Annotated in this window: 19 protein-coding genes; 12 read left to right on the top strand and 7 right to left on the bottom strand. The window is 72.0% G+C overall.

Features of this window, described 5'->3' with window-relative positions:
• Positions 1–48 precede the first annotated feature (48 nt).
• Positions 49–1,098 (bottom strand): LacI family DNA-binding transcriptional regulator, encoded by a 1,050-nt coding sequence (locus ACFYOP_RS26700; RefSeq protein WP_356895132.1) that lies wholly within the window; start codon positions 1,096–1,098, stop codon positions 49–51.
• Positions 1,099–1,256: 158 nt separating this feature from the next.
• Here ACFYOP_RS26700 and ACFYOP_RS26695 point away from each other — a divergent pair, with 158 nt between their 5' ends.
• The 11 genes from ACFYOP_RS26695 to ACFYOP_RS26645 all read left to right on the top strand — a co-directional run bounded on the left by ACFYOP_RS26695 (position 1,257) and on the right by ACFYOP_RS26645 (position 12,544).
• On the top strand, positions 1,257–2,540 hold the full coding sequence (locus ACFYOP_RS26695) for an MFS transporter (RefSeq protein ID WP_356895130.1): 1,284 nt from the start codon (positions 1,257–1,259) through the stop codon (positions 2,538–2,540).
• Positions 2,541–2,549: 9 nt separating this feature from the next.
• Positions 2,550–3,911 carry a Pup--protein ligase gene (gene pafA, locus ACFYOP_RS26690; protein ID WP_356895128.1) on the top strand — a complete coding sequence of 454 codons (1,362 nt, stop codon included), beginning with the start codon at positions 2,550–2,552 and terminating at the stop codon, positions 3,909–3,911.
• 162 nt (positions 3,912–4,073) lie between these two features.
• Positions 4,074–5,015, top strand: coding sequence for an FKBP-type peptidyl-prolyl cis-trans isomerase (locus ACFYOP_RS26685; RefSeq protein WP_356895126.1), 942 nt, complete (start codon positions 4,074–4,076; stop codon positions 5,013–5,015).
• A gap of 64 nt (positions 5,016–5,079) precedes the next feature.
• Complete coding sequence (locus ACFYOP_RS26680; RefSeq protein ID WP_356895124.1) at positions 5,080–5,454, top strand: FKBP-type peptidyl-prolyl cis-trans isomerase; 375 nt, start codon at positions 5,080–5,082, stop codon at positions 5,452–5,454.
• Between the two features lie 127 nt (positions 5,455–5,581).
• Positions 5,582–6,541, top strand: coding sequence for a WYL domain-containing protein (locus tag ACFYOP_RS26675; RefSeq protein WP_356895122.1), 960 nt, complete (start codon positions 5,582–5,584; stop codon positions 6,539–6,541).
• Between the two features lie 16 nt (positions 6,542–6,557).
• Positions 6,558–7,562 carry a WYL domain-containing protein gene (locus ACFYOP_RS26670; protein ID WP_356895120.1) on the top strand — a complete coding sequence of 335 codons (1,005 nt, stop codon included), beginning with the start codon at positions 6,558–6,560 and terminating at the stop codon, positions 7,560–7,562.
• Positions 7,559–7,831, top strand: coding sequence for a hypothetical protein (locus tag ACFYOP_RS26665; protein WP_356895118.1), 273 nt, complete (start codon positions 7,559–7,561; stop codon positions 7,829–7,831). The genes ACFYOP_RS26670 and ACFYOP_RS26665 overlap by 4 nt, the downstream gene beginning before the upstream one ends.
• A 44-nt stretch (positions 7,832–7,875) precedes the next feature.
• Complete coding sequence (locus ACFYOP_RS26660) at positions 7,876–8,073, top strand: hypothetical protein (protein ID WP_356895116.1); 198 nt, start codon at positions 7,876–7,878, stop codon at positions 8,071–8,073.
• A 176-nt stretch (positions 8,074–8,249) separates the two neighbouring features.
• Positions 8,250–8,534 (top strand): Sec-independent protein translocase subunit TatA, encoded by a 285-nt coding sequence (tatA, locus tag ACFYOP_RS26655; protein WP_356895114.1) that lies wholly within the window; start codon positions 8,250–8,252, stop codon positions 8,532–8,534.
• Between the two features lie 71 nt (positions 8,535–8,605).
• Positions 8,606–9,556 (top strand): twin-arginine translocase subunit TatC, encoded by a 951-nt coding sequence (gene tatC, locus ACFYOP_RS26650; RefSeq protein ID WP_356895112.1) that lies wholly within the window; start codon positions 8,606–8,608, stop codon positions 9,554–9,556.
• A gap of 159 nt (positions 9,557–9,715) precedes the next feature.
• Positions 9,716–12,544: a DEAD/DEAH box helicase gene (locus ACFYOP_RS26645; RefSeq protein ID WP_356895110.1), complete on the top strand. Its 2,829-nt coding sequence runs from the start codon at positions 9,716–9,718 to the stop codon at positions 12,542–12,544.
• A 92-nt stretch (positions 12,545–12,636) separates the two neighbouring features.
• Here ACFYOP_RS26645 and ACFYOP_RS26640 read toward each other — a convergent pair whose 3' ends face one another.
• From ACFYOP_RS26640 to ACFYOP_RS26625, 4 genes are read right to left on the bottom strand one after another with little or no spacing between them, the layout of a single operon-like run.
• Positions 12,637–13,032 carry a nuclear transport factor 2 family protein gene (locus tag ACFYOP_RS26640; protein WP_356895108.1) on the bottom strand — a complete coding sequence of 132 codons (396 nt, stop codon included), beginning with the start codon at positions 13,030–13,032 and terminating at the stop codon, positions 12,637–12,639.
• 43 nt (positions 13,033–13,075) lie between these two features.
• Complete coding sequence (locus ACFYOP_RS26635; RefSeq protein ID WP_388453022.1) at positions 13,076–13,393, bottom strand: ADP-ribosylglycohydrolase family protein; 318 nt, start codon at positions 13,391–13,393, stop codon at positions 13,076–13,078.
• Positions 13,394–13,411: 18 nt separating this feature from the next.
• Positions 13,412–13,879, bottom strand: a complete 468-nt coding sequence (locus tag ACFYOP_RS26630; protein ID WP_356895106.1) for an ABA4-like family protein — start codon at positions 13,877–13,879, stop codon at positions 13,412–13,414.
• Positions 13,876–14,835 carry a hypothetical protein gene (locus ACFYOP_RS26625; protein WP_356895104.1) on the bottom strand — a complete coding sequence of 320 codons (960 nt, stop codon included), beginning with the start codon at positions 14,833–14,835 and terminating at the stop codon, positions 13,876–13,878. Before ACFYOP_RS26625 ends, ACFYOP_RS26630 begins: the two co-directional genes overlap by 4 nt.
• Before the next feature lie 188 nt (positions 14,836–15,023).
• Between ACFYOP_RS26625 and ACFYOP_RS26620 the strand changes: the two genes are divergently transcribed.
• The gene (locus ACFYOP_RS26620; protein WP_356895102.1) at positions 15,024–15,656 is read left to right on the top strand and encodes a MerR family transcriptional regulator; all 633 of its coding nucleotides are present in this window, start codon (positions 15,024–15,026) and stop codon (positions 15,654–15,656) included.
• Between the two features lie 448 nt (positions 15,657–16,104).
• On the opposite strand, the gene ACFYOP_RS26615 is transcribed toward ACFYOP_RS26620, so the two are convergent.
• Positions 16,105–16,953: a siderophore-interacting protein gene (locus tag ACFYOP_RS26615; protein ID WP_356895100.1), complete on the bottom strand. Its 849-nt coding sequence runs from the start codon at positions 16,951–16,953 to the stop codon at positions 16,105–16,107.
• An 82-nt stretch (positions 16,954–17,035) separates the two neighbouring features.
• Complete coding sequence (locus tag ACFYOP_RS26610) at positions 17,036–17,941, bottom strand: 5'-3' exonuclease (RefSeq protein ID WP_356895233.1); 906 nt, start codon at positions 17,939–17,941, stop codon at positions 17,036–17,038.
• Between the last annotated feature and the right edge of the window lie 296 nt (positions 17,942–18,237).

Genomic DNA, 18,237 nt, shown 5'->3' with positions numbered 1-18,237 from the left:
CGGACCGCCCCCCGTGCGGTCCGGGGCGCGGTCATGTCCGGGGGCGCGTCAGGCCGCCGGCGGGGCGGAGGAGCCCCGAACGACGAGCTCGACGGGCAGGCTGCCCTCCTCGGGCCGCCGGCCGTCGAGGACGTCGAGGAGCGCCGTCATGCCGCGTTCTCCGACCTGTTCCGCGGGCAGCCGGACGGTGGTGAGCTCCGGTTCGACGGCGGTGGCGAGGGCGAGGTCGTCGAACCCGGTGACCGTGACGTCCTCCGGCACCCGCAGCCCGAGCCTCCGGGCGGCCTTGCACGCGCCGGCGGCGAGGATGTCGTCGTCGCAGACGAGGGCCGTGGGGCGGGGCCCCGGGGCGGTGAGCGCCCGCACGGCGGCCTGTCGCCCGCTGTCCACGTCGAGCGGAGCGGTGACCGTGTCCACGTGGGCGCCGGCGACGGCGCCGGTCGCGGTGTGCAGTGCGGCGGCGCGTACGTCGAAGGTCCAGGAGGCGACGGCGGAGGCGAGGTGCACGATCCGCCGGTGGCCGAGCGCGAGCAGGTGGTCGGCGACCTGGCGCATCCCGTCGGCGATGTCGAGGTTGACGTGGGCGGCGGCGCCGGTGTCGGCGGGGTCGCTGTCGAGCATGACCAGGGGCAGGTCGGTGCCGCGGATGGCGGTGAGCGCCTGGGCGGCCATCGACGAGGCGATGACGCCGTCGAGGGCGGCGCGCGCGGAGGCGAAGGGGTCCCTGGCGGGTCCGACGCCTTCCGGCGAGGGGTACAGGACGACGCCGAAGCCGTGCCGGGCGGCGACGGCGGCGGCCCCGGTGTAGACGCGGGCGAAGAAGTCGTTGGTGAGGGCCGGGACGACGAGGAGCACGGTCCTGGTGCGGCCGAGGCGCAGGCTGCGGGCGGCCAGGTTGGGCCGGTAGCCCAGTTCCTCGGCGGCTTCGCGGACCACGGCGGCGGTCCGTTCGGAGACCCGGCCGCGCCATTTGTCGCCGAGGACGAGGGAGACGGTGGCCTGGGAGACGCCGGCGGCACGGGCGACGTCCCGGCTGGTGGGACGGCCCGCGTCCGCTGCGGCGGCCGGGGGACGGTCCTGCTGGGCCCGGTGTGCCATCTGCTCCCCGCCCTCGGCCGCCCGTCGGTGGTGTCGCGGGTGTCCGGGGCGGCGGCGCTGTGGACCCGCGGACTGTCGACATGGTACGTATGGAGCTCACGTTATACGTAAAACCTCGCCGCGGCCGCCGCCGCGGAGACGGGGCAGAAGGGACGGCCATGGCCGCCGGTTACGCAGACCTCCTCAAGCAGCCGCACGCCGCACGGCTGCTCACCGGCACCCTCGTCGGCCGGCTGCCCAACGCGACGGCCCACATCGCCATCGTGCTCTTCACCCGCGCGGAGGGCGGCAGCTACACCCTCGCGGGCGCCCTCGCCGCCGTGTACGGCCTGGCCACGGCCGTCGGCCAGCCGCTGCTGGGCCGGGCCGTGGACCTGTACGGGCAGCCCCGGGTGCAGCTCCCGGCCGCCGTCGTCTCGGCGCTCGGCATGTTCCTGCTGGCCGCGTCCGGCACCGGATCGCTGCTCGTCGCGTACACCGCCGTGACCGTCGCCGGGCTGTTCACCCCGCCGCTCGAGGGAGGGCTGCGCGCCCTGTGGCCCAGCGTGCTGGGCCAGGAGGAGCGGGTGCACCGGGCCTACGCCATGGACGCGGTGGCCCAGGAGATCATGTTCACCGTCGGTCCGCTGATGGTGACGCTGCTCGTCTCGCTCTGGTCGCCCGCCGCCGCGCTGCTGGTGATCAACGCCATAGGGGTCCTGGGGGCCCTGTCGGTCGTCCTGTCCGAGCCGTCTCGCGCCTGGCGCTCCGCGCCGCGCGAGGCGCACTGGCTGGGCGCGCTGCGCTCACCCGGACTGCTCGCGCTGCTCGGCGCGTTCTTCTTCGTCGGTCTCGCCCTCGGGTCCATCACGGTCGCCGGCGTGGCCTACGCCGACGACCACGGGCGCGAGTCCGTGTACGGCTGGCTGATGGCCGCGCTGGGACTCGGCGCGCTCATCGGCGGCACCGCGTACGGGGCGCGCCAGTGGGCCGGGGCCCCGGAGCGGCGCCTGCGGATCATCGTGGCGCTGCTGGCCCTCGGCTACCTCCCGCTGGCGCTCACCCCCGGCGTGGTGGCGATGACGGCGCTGTCGGCGCTCGCCGGCGTGTTCCTCGCCCCCGCGATCGCCTGCGCCTTCATCGTCGTCGACCGGCACGCGCCGCGCGGCACGGTCACCGAGGCGTTCTCCTGGCTGGTGACCACGTTCGGCGTGGGCGCGGCCGCCGGCACGGCCGTCGCGGGCCCGGCGGTCGAGATCGGCGGCACGGCGTGGAGTTTCGCGGTCGCCGGGGCCGGAGGAATCGCCGCACTGCTGGTTCTGACGACCACTCAGCGGGTACTCGCGGTTCCTGGCCGGAGCGAGGACATCGCCGGGTCCGGACCCCATGCCGTCACCCGCACTTCGGAAAATGATCGAAACGGTGCCGCTCAACCCGGTTTCAGCTCAGGCCCTGAGGCGTAATGTTCAGACATGGACCGCCGCATTTTCGGGCTGGAGAACGAGTACGGCGTCACGTGCACGTTCAGGGGACAGCGCCGACTGTCACCTGACGAAGTGGCGCGCTACCTCTTCCGCCGTGTCGTGTCATGGGGCCGCAGCAGCAATGTCTTTCTGCGGAACGGCGCCCGCCTGTACCTCGACGTGGGTTCGCATCCGGAATACGCAACACCCGAATGCGACAATGTGACCGAGCTGGTCACGCACGACAAGGCCGGCGAGCGCATTCTCGAAGGCCTTCTCGTCGACGCCGAACGCCGCCTGCACGAGGAGGGAATCGCGGGCGACGTCTATCTCTTCAAGAACAACACCGACTCGGCGGGAAACTCCTACGGCTGCCACGAGAACTATCTCGTCGCGCGCCACGGCGAGTTCTCGCGGCTGGCCGACATCCTCATTCCGTTCCTGGTCACCCGGCAGCTGATCTGCGGCGCGGGAAAGGTGCTGCAGACGCCCCGCGGCGCGGTCTACTGCGTCAGCCAGCGCGCGGAGCACATCTGGGAGGGCGTCAGCTCCGCCACCACCCGCTCGCGCCCGATCATCAACACCCGTGACGAACCGCACGCGGACGCCGAGCGGTACCGCAGGCTCCATGTCATCGTCGGCGACTCCAACATGTCGGAGACGACGATGCTGCTGAAGGTCGGCGCGACCGACCTGGTGCTGCGGATGATCGAGGCGGGCACGGTCATGCGCGACCTCACCCTGGAGAACCCGATCCGGGCCATCCGCGAGGTCAGTCACGACATCACGGGCCAGCGCAAGGTGCGCCTCGCCAGCGGCCGGGAGGCCTCGGCGCTCGAGGTGCAGCGCGAGTACTACGAGAAGGCGGTCGACTTCGTCGACCGGCGCGGCATCCGCACGGGCACGGTCGAGCAGGTCCTGGAGCTGTGGGGCCGCGCGCTGGACGCGATCGAGGAGGAGGACCTCGACCGGATCGGCACCGAGATCGACTGGGTCATGAAGTACAAGCTCCTGGAGCGGTACCGGGCCAAGCACAACATGTCGATGTCGCACCCGAGGGTCGCGCAGATAGACCTCGCCTACCACGACATCCACCGCCGTCGCGGGCTGTACTACCTGCTGGAGAAGAAGGGCCAGGCCGCCCGGATCTGCAACGACCTGAAGATCTTCGAGGGCAAGTCGGTACCCCCGCAGACCACCAGGGCGCGGCTGCGGGGCGACTTCATCCGGCGGGCGCAGGAGCAGCGGCGGGACTTCACCGTCGACTGGGTGCACCTCAAGCTCAACGACCAGGCGCAGCGCACCGTGTTGTGCAAGGACCCGTTCCGGTCGGTCGACGACAGGGTGGAGAAGCTCATCGCCGGCATGTGAGCCGGCCGACGGTAGGTGATCTCGCCGCCGACCGCCGCTTTCCGGGCGTGTCGCACGCGTGTGTCGGAACGTCACCCGGGCCCCGTACGTTTCTCGTGCGGGGCCCTCGGCACGGCTTAGAGTGTCCCGCATCCACCGAGCCGTTAGAGATCTGAGGACCACGTGCGCCGACTTGCCGGCCTGCTCGTCGTACCCCTGCTGCTGTTGACGACAGCGGCGTGCGGCGACGACAAGGGCTCCGATTCCGCTTCCACCCAGACGACGAAGGGCTTGCCCGCGATCACCAAGGGTGAGAAGTTCGGCGAGAAGCCGACCCTCGCCAAGGGTGAGGGCGAGCCCCCGAAGGACCTGAAGGTCAATGTCGTCAGCGAGGGCAAGGGACAGACCCTCAAGAAGGGTGACGTCGCCCAGGTCGACTACCTGGGTCAGGTGTGGGACGGCGAGGAGCCGTTCGACAACAGCTTCGACCGCGGCGAGCCGTTCACCGTGACGCTCGGCGGCGGCGGTGTCATCGAGGGGTGGCAGAAGGCGCTCGACGGCCAGAAGGTCGGCAGCCGCCTCGAGGTGTCGATCCCGCCGGACCTGGGCTACGGCGCCCAGGAGCAGGGCAGCATCCCGGCCAATTCCACGCTGGTGTTCGTCATGGACATCGTCAAGGGCACCACGCTCCCGGTCTCCGCGGAGGGCAGCGAGGTCGCCCAGGACAACATCGACCTGCCCAAGGTCGGCACGAACACGGACGGCGAGAAGCCGTCGCTCACCGTCCCCAAGAAGGACGCTCCGGCGAAGCTCGTGTCGAACTACGTGATCGAGGGCAAGGGCCCGGCGGTCAAGGCCACGGACACGCTGTCCGTGAAGTACCAGGGCGTCCTGTGGAAGGACGGCAAGGAGTTCGACAGCAGCTACGCCAGGGGCAACGCGCCGGTGAGCTTCCCGCTCGCGCAGGTCATCCCGGGCTGGCAGAAGGGCCTCGAGGGCAAGAAGGCCGGCAGCCGCGTGCTGCTCGTCGTCCCGCCGGACATGGGCTACGGCGACCAGGAGCAGCAGGGCATCCCGGCCAAGTCCACCCTGGTCTTCACGGTCGACATCCTGGCCGTTCAGTAGGCGGGCCGGGACATTCTGCGAGACTGTCCCGGTTGATCGCTCAAGAACGCAAGGAGCAACATCCGTGAGCATCGAGAAGCCCGAGGTCGACTTCCCGGGCGGCGAACCGCCGGCCGAACTGGAGATCAAGGACATCTGGGAGGGCGACGGCCCGGTGGCGAAGGCGGGCGACGCCGTCTCCGTCCACTATGTGGGCGTGGCCTTCTCCACCGGTGAGGAGTTCGACGCCTCCTGGAACCGCGGCACCCCGCTGCAGTTCCAGCTGGGCGCCGGCCAGGTCATCTCCGGCTGGGACCAGGGCGTGCAGGGCATGAAGGTCGGCGGGCGCCGCCAGCTGACCATTCCCCCGCACCTCGCCTACGGGGACCGCGGCGCCGGCGGCGGCGCGATCGCCCCCGGTGAGACGCTGATCTTCGTCTGCGACCTGGTCGGGGTCTGAGCCCGGTCGACCGGTGACGACGCGAGGGCCCGTGCCGCAGGCACGGGCCCTCGCTTTTGTCCGGACACCCCGGGGCGGTACGGTCGACAGGCGTAAGGGACTTCATAAAAAGAGGTGAAGGGCGTCGATGGCGATTGCCAAGGCCGAGCGGCTGATGAATCTGGCGCTGTGCCTGCTCGGGACGAGGCGCCCGCTCAGCAAGCGCGAGCTGCGCGGGTCCATCGAGGCCTACCTGGAAGCGGGTACCGACGACTCGTTCAACCGGATGTTCGAGCGCGACAAGGACGACCTGCGGGAACTCGGCCTGGTGATCGAGACGGTGGAGTCCCTCGACGGGGACATCGGCTATCTGGCGCGCCGGGACAGCAACCGGCTGCCGCCCATCACCCTGGACGCCGAGGAGGCCGCCGCGCTGGGCCTGGCCGCCAAGGTGTGGCAGCAGGCGCGGCTCGCCGGGGCCGCCAGCGGCGCCCTGCAGAAGCTGCGGGCCGCCGGGATGCCGGAGACCGAGGACGCGTACGAGCTGCACCACAGCGCCCTCGAACCGCGCATCCCCGTCCACGAGGCGGCCTTCGAGCCGCTGATGCTCGCCTGCCGTGACCGCCGGCCGGTCCTCTTCGACTACCGCAAGGCCAACTCGGCCAGCCCGGAGCAGCGCCATGTCGAACCGTGGACGCTCGAATGCTGGCGCGGCCACTGGTACCTGGCGGGCTTCGACCGCAGCCGGGGCGCCGAACGGGTCTTCCGCCTCTCGCGCATCTCCGGCAAGGTCCGCTCGTCCCGCTCGGGGGCGTTCACCGTGCCCGTGCCCGACGTCGTCACCGTCCGGGAGACCGTCGAGAGCTGGGCCGGTGAGACGGCGACCCGCTCGGCGCTGATCCGGCTCCGGGCCGGCTGCGGCTACCCGCTGCGTTCCCGGGCCACCGCGGTACGGGAACTCGGCGACGGGTGGGACGAGTTGGAGATTCCGTACGGACACGGTCTGGACGCCTGGCTCGTCGAGTTCGGGCCGGACGTCGTCGTGCTGGAGCCCGCGGACCTGCGGGCGGACGTGGTCGACCGGCTGCGTGCCGTGGCCAAGGGCTGAGGGGGAGTCGCGGACCATGGCGGCCAATGCCATCGACCAGACCCGGCGGATGCTGTCGCTGGTGACCTATCTGCGGGAGCGCCCCGGTGCGCACCTCGCGGACGTCGCCCGCGCCTTCGGCATCACCGAGGACGAGCTGATCTCCGACCTCGACGTGCTGCCCATGTGCGGGACCAGCTTCCGCGGCGGCGACCTGCTGGACATCGACACCGACGGCGAGCGGATCTGGTGGCGCAACCCGGACGCGTCCGGCGAGTCCACCGCGGAGCCGCTGCGGCTGGCCGCCGACGAGGCGACCGCCCTGCTCGTCGCCGCCCGTGCCGTCGCGACGCTCCCCGGGCTGCGGGAGGGCGACCGCGAGGCGCTGCTGCGGGCCACCGCCAAGGTCGAGGGCGCGGCCGGGGAGGCGGCCGGCGCCAGCTCCCGGCTCTCGGTGACCTTCGAGGCGGAGGGCGGGGTGTTCGCCGACGTCGACCGGGCGATCTCGGAGCGCCGGCGGCTCTGGCTGCGCTACTACTCGCCCGCGCGCGACGAGCTCACCGAGCGCGAGGTGGACCCGATCCGGCTGTTCGCCGTCGGCCACACGTACATGGAGGCATGGTGCCGCCTCTCCGAGGCGCGCCGCACCTTCCGGCTCGACCGGGTCGCGGAGATCCGGCTGCTCGACGAGCCGGCCGCGCCGCCCGAGATCGAACTGCGCGACCTGTCAGAGGGCCTGGTGCAGCCGTCCGCCGACGACCCGGAGGTCGTCGTCGAGGTGGCCCCCGGCGGCCGCTGGGTCGCCGAGTACTACCCGCACGACCGGGCCGAGGAACTGCCCGGCGGTGGTCTGCGCATCACGCTGCGTACGCCCTCGCCCGCTTCGCTGCGCCGGCTCGCGCTGCGCCTCGGCAGGGACGGCCGGATCGTGTCGCCGCAGGACCTCGCGGACAGCGCCCGCACGGCGGCGCGGGACGCGCTGGCCGCGTACGAGGGCCACGAACGGCAGGAACCCGAACCGCAGGGAGTCGGCGCATCATGACCGTGACACCGCGCGTCCCCGCGATGTCGCCGGTCCCCGCCCGTGTCGGGCCGGTGCTGTTCAAGGCGGCCTGCCCCGACTGCCGGGCGCGCTTCGAGCTGTCCGCGGGAGCGCTGCGCCTCGCCATCGGCGGCAGCCGCCGCACCACGTTCTACTCCTTCACCTGCCCGGAGTGCGGCTCCGCGGTCCGCAAGCCGGCCGGTGAACGGATCGTGGAACTGCTCACGGACGGCGGGGTGCGGACCCTGCGCCTGCACTCCGCCGTGTGACGTCACGTCCAGGAACCGCTACGGGAACGGTCTAGGCTCTGCGCATGTTCTGGCCCATGCTCGCCATCGCACTCGGCTTCCTGGGGATCGCGGTCCTCGGGGTCCTCGGCATCAAGGTCTTCATCGAGGCACAGCGCCTGGGCCGGGAGGTCGCCCGCACCGCGGAACGCATCAACCGCGCCGCCGAGGATCTGGAACGCGCCGCCACCGGACTCGCCCGCTCCGGCGAGACCCTGCGCTGACCGGAAGGGACCCGTGGCCGGACGGCCGGCGGGGTCCGGCCGGACGGAAGGAAGATACGCAGGCATTGCTATGCGTTCACTCACCAGGGTTACGATGACTTCTCGTGCGGGCCTTCACGCAGTCCTGCTCCACAGCGTCCGCTAATCATGTGACCTCGGTCAGAAGGTAGGCAATCATGGGTCAGGTCGGTGTCTGGCAACTGGCCATCATCCTGGGGATCGTCGTGCTGCTCTTCGGCGCCAAGAAGCTCCCCGAGATGGCACGCTCGCTGGGCAAGTCCGCGCGCATCCTCAAGAGCGAGGCCGCCGCGATGAAGAACGACGGCCCCGCGACGGACGACGCCCAGAAGGACGCCGGGACCGCCGCCGCACAGAGCTCGCCCAAGACCATCCAGGCTGCTCCCGGTGACGTCTCCACGTCCCGCCCCGTCGACGAGACGAAGCACACCACCCAGGGCTGACGCCCACCGGATCACACAGGCACCGGGCGGTCGTCATGGTGGCCGGCTGCTCCCCGAGATGAGGACCTGGGTTGCTCAAGTCTGCCCAAAAGAAGGCCAGGGACCCCGAGGGGCGCATGCCCCTGGTCGAGCACCTGCGCGAGCTGCGCAACCGGCTGCTCAAGGCTTTGGTGGCCGTCGTGCCGCTGATGATCGTGGCGCTGTTCTTCGCCAAGGACATCGCCGAGTTCCTGAGCGCGCCGGTGCCGCGGTGCACCAGTGAGCAGGACCCGGCGGCGCAGGCCGGCAAGTGCGCCGTGCTCTCCCAGATCGGCATCACGTCGCCGTTCACCACCTACGTCAAGGTGGCCGTGATGGCCGCCCTCGTGGGCGCGGCCCCGGTGTGGCTCTACCAGCTCTGGGCCTTCGTCGCCCCGGGTCTGCACAAGAACGAGAAGAAGTACGCCGTCTCGATCGTGGCGGTCGGCACTCCGCTGTTCCTGCTCGGCGCCTACCTCGCCTACTGGATCCTGCCGCTCGCCGTTCCGGTGCTGATCGGCTTCAGCGTCGAGGGCTCGGTCAACTACATCACGGTCGACGACATGATCGGCATGTCGATCAAGCTGGTGCTCGCCTTCGGACTGGCCTTCCAGCTTCCGCTGATGCTCGCGCTGCTCAACGTCAGCGGCGTGATCAGCGGCGAGCGGATGCTCGGCTGGTGGCGCGGCATGGTGATGGCGATCGCCGTGTTCTCCGCCCTGGTGACGCCCACCGACCCGCTGTCCATGATCGCCCTCGCCGTGCCCATGACGGCCCTCTACCTGGGCGCGGTCGGCTTCTCGCTGCTGAACGACCGCCGCAAGCGGCGTGCCGAGGGCCCCGAGCTGAGCGACGACGAGGCCTCCGACCTCGACCTCACGCCCGCCGCCCTCGGCGAGGTGGAACCGCTCGCCACCACCGCCGGCGCCCTGCCCGAGCAGGCCACCGGCGAGGCCGACGGCGGCCGCTCGCACCCGCGGGGCAGCTACGACGACATCACCTGAGGCACCGCCTTCAGGACGCGAAGCGGGGCACGCCGAGGCGGCGGGGCCCCGCTTCCGCATGTATCGGCGCCACCCCCACGGGTACCCCCGGCGGTAGGTGCTCTCGTCCGATTAAAGATCGGCTGACTGTCAGAGGCGGCGGGTAGGCTCGTGAACAAGATGACCGAGGATCTCTCTCCCGCAGAGCGCTATGCCGCCGCCCGCGTCCGCGCCGTCGAAGAGGCCACAGCGCTGGCCCCCTTCCGCGCGATGTACGACTTCGATCTCGATCCCTTCCAGATCGAGGCATGCCAGGCCCTGGAGGCGGGCAAAGGCGTGCTCGTCGCCGCGCCCACCGGCTCGGGCAAGACCATCGTCGGCGAGTTCGCCGTCCATCTCGCCCTCGAACAGGGCCGCAAGTGCTTCTACACCACGCCCATCAAGGCCCTGTCGAACCAGAAGTACACCGATCTGGTCAAGCGCTACGGCTCCGCGCAGGTCGGCCTGCTGACCGGTGACAACAGCGTCAACGCCGGGGCGCCGGTGGTCGTCATGACCACCGAGGTGCTGCGCAACATGCTGTACGCGGGCTCGCAGGCGCTCACGGGCCTCGGCTATGTCGTGATGGACGAGGTGCACTACCTCTCCGACCGCTTCCGCGGCGCCGTGTGGGAGGAAGTGATCATCCACCTCCCCGAGTCGGTGACCCTGGTGTCGCTCTCGGCGACCGTGTCGAACGCGGAGGAGTTCGGCGACTGGCTCGACACCGTCCGCGGCGACACCGAGGTCATCGTCTCCGAGCACCGCCCCGTCCCGCTGTGGCAGCACGTCATGGCCGGGCGGCGGATGTACGACCTCTTCGAGGAGGAGACCGACCACGGCGGCCGGGGTGTCGCCCGCCGCGAGGTCAACCCCGATCTCGTGCGGCTGGCCCGGATGGAGAACAGCCGTACGTACAACCCGCGCGACCGCCGCCGCGGCAAGATGGTGCGGGAGGCGGACCGTGAGCGCGAGCGGCGGCAGCGCGGCCGTATCTGGACGCCCGGCCGGCCCGAGGTCATCGACCGGCTCGACGCCGAAGGGCTGCTGCCGGCCATCACGTTCATCTTCAGCCGCGCGGGCTGCGAGGCCGCCGTGCAGCAGTGCCTCTACGCGGGCCTGCGGCTCAACGACGAGGACGCGCGCGTCAAGGTGCGCGGGATCGTCGAGGAGCGGACCGCCTCCATCCCCGGCGAGGACCTTCACGTCCTCGGCTACTACGAATGGCTGGAGGGATTGGAGCGGGGGATCGCCGCGCACCACGCCGGCATGCTGCCGACCTTCAAGGAGGTCGTCGAGGAGCTGTTCGTACGCGGCCTGGTGAAGGCCGTGTTCGCCACGGAGACGCTGGCGCTCGGCATCAACATGCCCGCCCGTTCCGTGGTGCTGGAGAAGCTCGTCAAGTGGAACGGCGAGCAGCACGCCGACATCACCCCCGGTGAGTACACCCAGTTGACGGGCCGCGCCGGCCGCCGCGGCATCGACGTCGAGGGCCACGCGGTGGTCCTGTGGCAGCGGGCCATGGACCCGGAGGCGCTCGCCGGACTCGCCGGCACGCGTACGTACCCGCTGCGCTCCAGCTTCAGGCCGTCGTACAACATGGCGGTCAACCTTGTGCAGCAGTTCGGGCGGCACCGCTCGCGCGAGCTGCTGGAGACGTCGTTCGCGCAGTTCCAGGCCGACAAGTCGGTGGTGGGCATCTCCCGCCAGGTGCAGCGCAACGAGGAGGGCCTCCAGGGGTACCGCGAGGGAATGACGTGCCACCTCGGCGACTTCGAGGAGTACGCGCGGCTGCGCCGCGACCTCAAGGACCGGGAGACCGAGCTCGCCAAGCAGGGCGCCGCGCAGCGCCGGGCGGCGGCCGCCACTTCGCTGGAGCGGCTCAAACCGGGTGACGTGATCCATGTGCCGACGGGCAAGTTCGCCGGTCTGGCGCTCGTCCTCGACCCGGGGCTGCCCGCCGGGCGGACGGGCGGCCACCGCGGCTTCGAGTACCACGACGGGCCGCGCCCGCTGGTGCTCACCGCCGAGCGTCAGGTCAAGCGCCTGGCGTCGATCGACTTCCCGGTGCCGGTCGAGGCGCTGGACCGGATGCGTGTCCCGAAGTCCTTCAACCCCCGCTCCCCGCAGTCGCGTCGGGACCTCGCGTCGGCGCTGCGCACCAAGGCGGGGCACATCGCACCGGAGCGGCACCGCAAGGGCCGGTCGCCGGCGGCGGACGACCGCGAGATCAGCAGGCTCCGCGCGGAGTTGCGGGCCCACCCCTGCCACGGCTGCGACGAGCGCGAGGACCACGCCCGCTGGGCGGAGCGCTACCACCGGCTCCAGCGCGACACCCGGCAGCTGGAGCGCCGTATCGAGGGCCGTACGAACACCATCGCCCGGACCTTCGACCGGATCGTCGCCCTGCTGACCGAGATGGACTACCTCCGCGGCAACGAGGTCACCGAGGACGGCAAGCGCCTCGCCCGGCTCTACGGCGAACTGGACCTGCTGGCCAGCGAGTGCCTGCGCGAGCGAGTCTGGGAAGGGTTGAACCCGGCGGAACTGGCCGCGTGCGTCTCGGCGTTGGTGTACGAGGCACGGCAGTCGGACGACGCGCTGGCGCCCAAGGTGCCCGAAGGGAAGGCGAAGGCCGCCCTCGGCGAGATGGTCCGCATCTGGGGCCGGCTGGACGCCTTGGAGGAGGAGTTCAGGATCAACCAGGCGGAGGGTGTGGGCCAGCGCGAGCCGGACCTCGGATTCGCCTGGGCCGCGTACGAGTGGGCCTCCGACAAGGGGCTCGACGCGGTGCTGCGCGAGGCGGGGATGCCCGCGGGCGACTTCGTGCGCTGGTGCAAGCAGGTCATCGACGTGCTCGGCCAGATCGCCGCGGCCGCGCCCCGGGAGAACAGCACCGTCGCGAAGAACGCGCGCAAGGCGGTCGACGGGCTGCTGCGCGGTGTGGTGGCGTACAGCTCGGTCGGCTGACCTCGTTCGCGCCGGCGGACGACCGACGGGCCCCGGCCGGTGCGCCGGGGCCTGTTCTGCTGCCGGGGACAGGTGTCCGTCGTGCCGGTCCGTCACTTCCAGAAGGCGTTCAGCTCGTCGAGGTCCTCGACGCACTCGTCGATGTCGGTGATCTTTCCGCCCACGATGGTGAAGAACAGACCTTCGCGCATCTCCAGACCGCGGTCGCCCCGGTCGGCCCGTGCGGTGTGGAACGACATGACGTGCCCGCGCCCGTCGGCGAGGACGGACTCGATCTGGATCTGCATCGTGCCGCCGGTCTCCTCGCCGAGGCGGCGGAACAGGCCCAGGATCGCTTCACGCCCCTTGTGGTGCCCGGAGAGGACGTGGTCACCGGGGACGTGGAAGACGGCGTCGGCGGTGAGCAGTTCGCTGAGGGTGTCCATGTCACCCGCGACGAATGCGGTGTAGCCCCGGCGGACCAGGGCGCAGTCAGGGTGTTCGGACATGGTGATCCACACCTTTCGTCCGTGAATTTCCCGTTGCTGTCCATCATCCGCCGGGGCGGATGCACTGTCCATGGCGCAGTGCGACGGCCGGACCGGTCAGTTCCGCGAGGCCCGGCACCCGGCCGCCGAAACCGGGCAGCGGTACGTGCAGCGGCTCCGTCCACCGCCGGGGACCCGCCTTGATCCCGTACGCGGCGCCCGCGAGCGCGCCCGTCACCGCCGCCACCGTGTCGGTGTCGCCACCGAGGTCGATCGCCGCCGGGGTCGATCGCCGCCGCGAGGGAACCGCGGAGCCGGCGACGGCGCCGACCGCGCGGGCGGCGGGCGGCGGGCGGGAGACGGGCGACTGTCGTGCCGTCACCCTACGAGTCCGCGCGGGTCACTTGGCCGCCGGTGAACGGTCCGCGTCCGGCAGCGGCTGCCCGCGTCCGGCCGCCTTGCGTGCGGCGCGCAGCACCAGGAAGACGAGCAGGCCGATCGGTGACAGCAGGATCGTCAGGACCAGCAGCGGGCCCATCACCGCGGGATGGACGCCCAGCCGGCGCGCCTCGTGGTACATCCACTGGCCGATCAGCAGGTCCCACGCGATGACCTGCGCCCAGACGGCGCCCGCGCCGTTCGCGCGGGCGGTCAGCTCGCGGAACACGTCGATGTCGGGGCTGGTCACCGCGGACCACAGCTCCGGCGCGACCGGCACGGCCATCGTCACGTACACCAGCAGCACGGGGACGACCGTCAGCGGTGAGGCGGCGACGCGCTCGGTGAGCCGCCATCGGGGCGCGAAGATCAGCAGCAGCCACACCGGGGCGGCGAGCCAAAAGGACAGTTCGAAGAGGAAGCCGGTCATGCCGAGAGCTCCTTGTGCCTGTCGGTGGCGGCGTGCGCGTCCGTGCGTTCCGCCGGGCCTCCCGGCGGGGACGCCCCCCGCAGCGCGGTCCAGACGCCGGCCGCCGAGGCGAGCAGGATCGCGGCCGCGGCGCCGAGCGTCGCCCCGTCCGGGGAGAGCAGCGCCTGGCCGCGCAGCGCCTGCCAGGTGACGAGGACGAACAACGCGCTGTACGCCCCCGAGACGACGAGGATCAGCCGCAGCCGGACGCGCTCGTCACGCAGCCGGGCGAAGCGCGGGGCCAGCATCACCAGCGCGAGCAGCACGAACGGGAGGATCTGCAGCGCGTGCAGCCCGACGAAGTGCGGCACCCGCAGGTCGCCGCCCGTCGTCTCCCACCCGGTCAGCGCCATCGACGGGCCGCTGCCGTCCGTCACGCCTACACCATGGGCGCCCAGGACCTCCGGCACGCCCGTCTCCGCCTCGGCGCGCTGCGCCGGTGTCGGCCGCGCCATCTGGAACCCGAGCGCGGCTCCTGCCAGCGAGAGCACCGAGCCGACCCGCAGCGACCAGGCCAGGGCGCGGTCGGTCTGGCGGATGCGGAACAGCAGCACCGCGATGACCAGCGCGCCGGCCCACAGGGCCACGACGGTCACCGCCATCGCGCTGAACAGCGCACTGTCGAACGGCGTCTCGTTGTTGAAGTGGCTGCGCCTGCCGCGTGCCGCCTGGCCGGTGATCAGGACCATCTCGATCCCGCTGGTCACCGCCACGACCGTGCCCGCCCACCAGCCGGTGCGCCGGTAACGCGGCAGCAGCGACAGCATCCACGCGAGCGAGAGCGCGTAGGCGGCGAACGACACGGCGAACTTGAAGGGCTTGAACCAGACCGGCGACCCGGCGACGGTCCGGTCGTCCACGGCCAGACCCACCGCCGTGACCACGGCGAGCACCGCCATCGAGGCGGCGAACACCATGAGCGGCCGGTGCCAGGAGGCCCAGGGAGGGGGCGATACGGGTGCGGGTGAGGACGAGGACATGGCAGTACCCCCAGGGACAGCGTTATGGACAGCGGCAGTATGGATAGTGGCACTCGCTACTATCCGATAGCGGTACTATCTATGATGGGGGCACGGGATGGCAAGGGCGGAAGGACGAACACGCGGTGCGCATCGGTGAATTGAGCCGCAGGACCGGGGTGCCGGTACCGACGATCAAGTACTACGTACGCGAAGGGCTGCTGCCGACGGGGGAGTTGACCAGCCCCAACCAGGCCAGCTACTCCGACGCGCACGAGCGCAGGCTGCGGCTCGTCCGCGCGCTGCTGGAGGTCGGCGGGCTGTCCGTCTCCACGATCAGGGACGTGCTCCTCGCCGTCGACGACCCGGACCGGTCGGTGCACAAGGTGCTGGGCGCGGTGACGGACCCGCTCGTGCCGCGGTACGAGACGGGCGGCGAGCCACCGGACTCCGCCCGGAGACAGGTCCGCGAGCTGATCGCGCGCCGCGGGTGGGCGGTCGACGACGACCACCCGGCGGCCCGGGCGCTCGCGGAGGCGCTGGCGGCGCTGGAACGGGTGGGCCACGGCGCGTTCGCCGAGGTCCTCGACGACTACGCCGCCGCGGCGGAACAGGTCGCCGCGGCGGACCTGGCCCATGTGGGGCGCCGGCTCGCCCTGGACGACCTGGTGGAGGGCGTGGTCGTCGGCACGGTCATCGGTGACGCGATGCTGGCGGCGCTGCGGAGGCTGGCGCAGGTGGACGGGTCGGCGCGGGCGTTCGGCGGGGGCGGGGGGTAGACGGCGGGGCCGGGTCCGCTGCGCGGGGCCGTTTCCCCTGCCCTCCCCCTGCGGCCTGGCGGCCGCGGGGGCCCCACCTTCCCGCAACCGGGCTCCGGCCGGACCTGCGCCTCAACCTCCCCCTGCGCCTGGCGGCCGCGGGAGGTACCCCCAGCGGGGCTGGGTGGGCCGGTCTCGTCGGGGCTCCGCCCCGAGCCTTGCGCCTCGATCGTCGGCGAGGCTGATGTGGCGGAGCGAAATCCAGCCCGGCCCGGGGGTGCTCCCCCTGCGCCTGGCGGCGTGGGAGGTGCCCCCACCCACGGCCGCCAGGCCGCAGGGGGAGCTTGAGGCCACCGCGCGGAGCGCGCGCTACGGGGGCCGGGGCTTGCCCCGCCACGCGGCGGAGCCGCACATCGGCACAGCGGGAAGGGGCGGGCAGGGGAACACGCCCGCCGCAGGCGGCACGCGCCTACGCGCGCTCCTGCTCCCGCTCGATCTGCTCGTTCCACTCGCGCTTCACCGCGCGCCACGCCTCGTCCGTCTTGCCCTGGCGCCAGTAGCCCGAGATCGACAGGTGCTCCTTGGGGACCTGGCGCTCCACCCGCAGCAGGCGGCGGAGGTCCTTCACGCAGGCCGCCTCGCCGTGGACGAACGCGCAGACCCTGCCCGCCGGGAAGTCCAGCGCCCTCACCGCCTCGACAAGGGCCTCGCCGGGCGGGCGGGCGCCGCGGTGGAGCCAGGTGATCTCCGTGCCGTCCGGGGTGACGGCCTTCTGCTCGTCGTCGGGGCCGTCGACCTCGACGAAGGCGTGGACGACCGCGCCCGGCGGCATGTGCTCCATCGCCGCGGCGATCGCCGGCAGCGCGCTCTCGTCGCCGGCGAGGAGATGCCAGTCCGCGTCCGGGTCCGGGGCGTAGCCGCCGCCGGGGCCGAGGAGGCGGATCGTGTCGCCGACGCGGGCCCGGGCGGCCCACGGGCCGGCGAGGCCCTCGTCGCCGTGGACGACGAAGTCGATCGTCAGCTCGCGGTGGGCGGCGTCCCAGTGCCGCACCGTGTACGTCCGGTTCGCGGGCCACTTGTCGCGCGGCAGCTCCGCGCGGATCCGGTCCATGTCGAACGGCTCCGGGTAGCTGACGCCCTCGGCCGGGAAGACCAGCTTGACGTAGTGGTCGGTGTAGCCGCCGAGTTCGAACGCGGCCAGCCCCTCGCCCCCGAGCACCACCCGCACCATGTGCGGCGTGAGCCGCTCCGTGCGGACCACCTCGGCCTCGTGGACCTTCGGTGACGTGCGGGCCGGTCGTTCCGCTCGGTCTGCCACAGTGGTGCTCCCCAGGAAGAAAGGACGAAGTCAGTTGCTTAGGCTTACCTAAGTTAACATCCTCCCGTCCGGGCGCGGCGTCTCAGCGCTTCAGCGCGTTCAGCAGCCGCACCACCGCCCCGCCCAGCCCCCACCGTTCCGCCAGTTCCCCGAGGGCGACCGGGTCGCGCGGCGCGGCGGGAAGCGCCGGGTCGAAGTCGGGCAGTGCGACGTCCGTGGCGACCCGGACCACCTTCGGCGCGACGGCGACATAGCCCCGGGCCTCGTCCAGCCGGCGGCGCTGCGCGGGCGTCAACTTCGAGGTGCGGTCGCCGACCGCGGCCATGATCCCGTCCAGGTCGCCGTACGTGTCCAGCAGCTTCGCCGCGGTCTTCTCGCCGATGCCGGGCACGCCGGGCAGTCCGTCGCTCGGGTCGCCGCGGAGCAGCGCCAGAGCGACGTAGCCCGGCCCGTCCACCCCGTACCGGTCGCGCAGCCACGCCTCGTCCGTGGTCTGGAGGGTCCCGACGCCCTTGAGCGGGTACAGCACGCGCCGCTCGCGCGCGTCGTCGACCAGCTGGAACAGGTCGCGGTCGCCGGTGACGATGTCCACCGGGCCGCTCGCGCGGGCGGTGAGCGTGCCGATGATGTCGTCCGCCTCGTACCCGTCGGCGCCGACGCGGGCGATGCCGACCGCCGCCAGCGCCGCCTCGATCAGCGGGACCTGCGGCGTGAGGGTGTCGGGGACGACCTCCTCGTCCGGCCCGAGGTCGTGCTCCTCCGCGACGCGGTGGGCCTTGTACGACGGAATGAGGTCGACGCGCCACTGGGGGCGCCAGTCGTTGTCCCAGCAGGCGACCAGGTCGTCCGGCCGGTGGTCCTGGACCAGTCGCGCGACGAAGTCGAGGAAGCCCCGCACCGCGTTGACCGGGGTGCCGTCGGGGGCCCGGACCGAGTCGGGGACCCCGTAGTAGGCCCGGAAGTACAGGGAAGCGGTGTCGAGGAGCATCAGGCGTCGGGTCACGGGCACGATGATGCCGCACCCCACTGACAACGCGCCCGGAGCCGGCGCCCGGCGCGCACCGGGTCGCCCTGCGCGCGGCGGCCCGAAGGTGAAACCGAAGGCGGCGCCGACCGCGACGAACTGCGGGCCGACGGCACGACCGCGGCGGTGATCGACGCCGTGCAGCCCTGGACGGAGCGAAATCCGGGCATCGCGGAGGAGATCGCACCGCGACAGCCGTCTCAGGCTCAGCCCGGAGACCGCGCCGGGCCCTCATGCGAAGGGGTGGATCCCGCCGACAT

This window comes from Streptomyces sp. NPDC006294, assembly GCF_042870895.1.
GTDB lineage: Bacteria > Actinomycetota > Actinomycetes > Streptomycetales > Streptomycetaceae > Streptomyces.
The sequence above is the reverse complement of the archived record's forward strand: the minus strand, read 5'-3'. Positions and strand labels throughout refer to the sequence as shown.

What these genes read in the sequence shown, in the direction of transcription:
- tatA (WP_356895114.1), top strand. Translation starts at nt 8,250, where the DNA reads ATGGGTCAGGTCGGTGTCTGGCAACTGGCCATCATCCTGGGGATCGTC.
- ACFYOP_RS26695 (WP_356895130.1), top strand. Translation starts at nt 1,257, where the DNA reads ATGGCCGCCGGTTACGCAGACCTCCTCAAGCAGCCGCACGCCGCACGG.
- pafA (WP_356895128.1), top strand. Translation starts at nt 2,550, where the DNA reads ATGGACCGCCGCATTTTCGGGCTGGAGAACGAGTACGGCGTCACGTGC.
- ACFYOP_RS26625 (WP_356895104.1), bottom strand. Translation starts at nt 14,835, where the DNA reads ATGGTGTTCGCCGCCTCGATGGCGGTGCTCGCCGTGGTCACGGCGGTG.
- ACFYOP_RS26660 (WP_356895116.1), top strand. Translation starts at nt 7,876, where the DNA reads ATGTTCTGGCCCATGCTCGCCATCGCACTCGGCTTCCTGGGGATCGCG.
- ACFYOP_RS26645 (WP_356895110.1), top strand. Translation starts at nt 9,716, where the DNA reads ATGACCGAGGATCTCTCTCCCGCAGAGCGCTATGCCGCCGCCCGCGTC.
- ACFYOP_RS26700 (WP_356895132.1), bottom strand. Translation starts at nt 1,098, where the DNA reads ATGGCACACCGGGCCCAGCAGGACCGTCCCCCGGCCGCCGCAGCGGAC.
- ACFYOP_RS26670 (WP_356895120.1), top strand. Translation starts at nt 6,558, where the DNA reads ATGGCGGCCAATGCCATCGACCAGACCCGGCGGATGCTGTCGCTGGTG.
- ACFYOP_RS26610 (WP_356895233.1), bottom strand. Translation starts at nt 17,941, where the DNA reads ATGCTCCTCGACACCGCTTCCCTGTACTTCCGGGCCTACTACGGGGTC.
- ACFYOP_RS26630 (WP_356895106.1), bottom strand. Translation starts at nt 13,879, where the DNA reads ATGACCGGCTTCCTCTTCGAACTGTCCTTTTGGCTCGCCGCCCCGGTG.
- ACFYOP_RS26665 (WP_356895118.1), top strand. Translation starts at nt 7,559, where the DNA reads ATGACCGTGACACCGCGCGTCCCCGCGATGTCGCCGGTCCCCGCCCGT.
- ACFYOP_RS26675 (WP_356895122.1), top strand. Translation starts at nt 5,582, where the DNA reads ATGGCGATTGCCAAGGCCGAGCGGCTGATGAATCTGGCGCTGTGCCTG.
- ACFYOP_RS26640 (WP_356895108.1), bottom strand. Translation starts at nt 13,032, where the DNA reads ATGTCCGAACACCCTGACTGCGCCCTGGTCCGCCGGGGCTACACCGCA.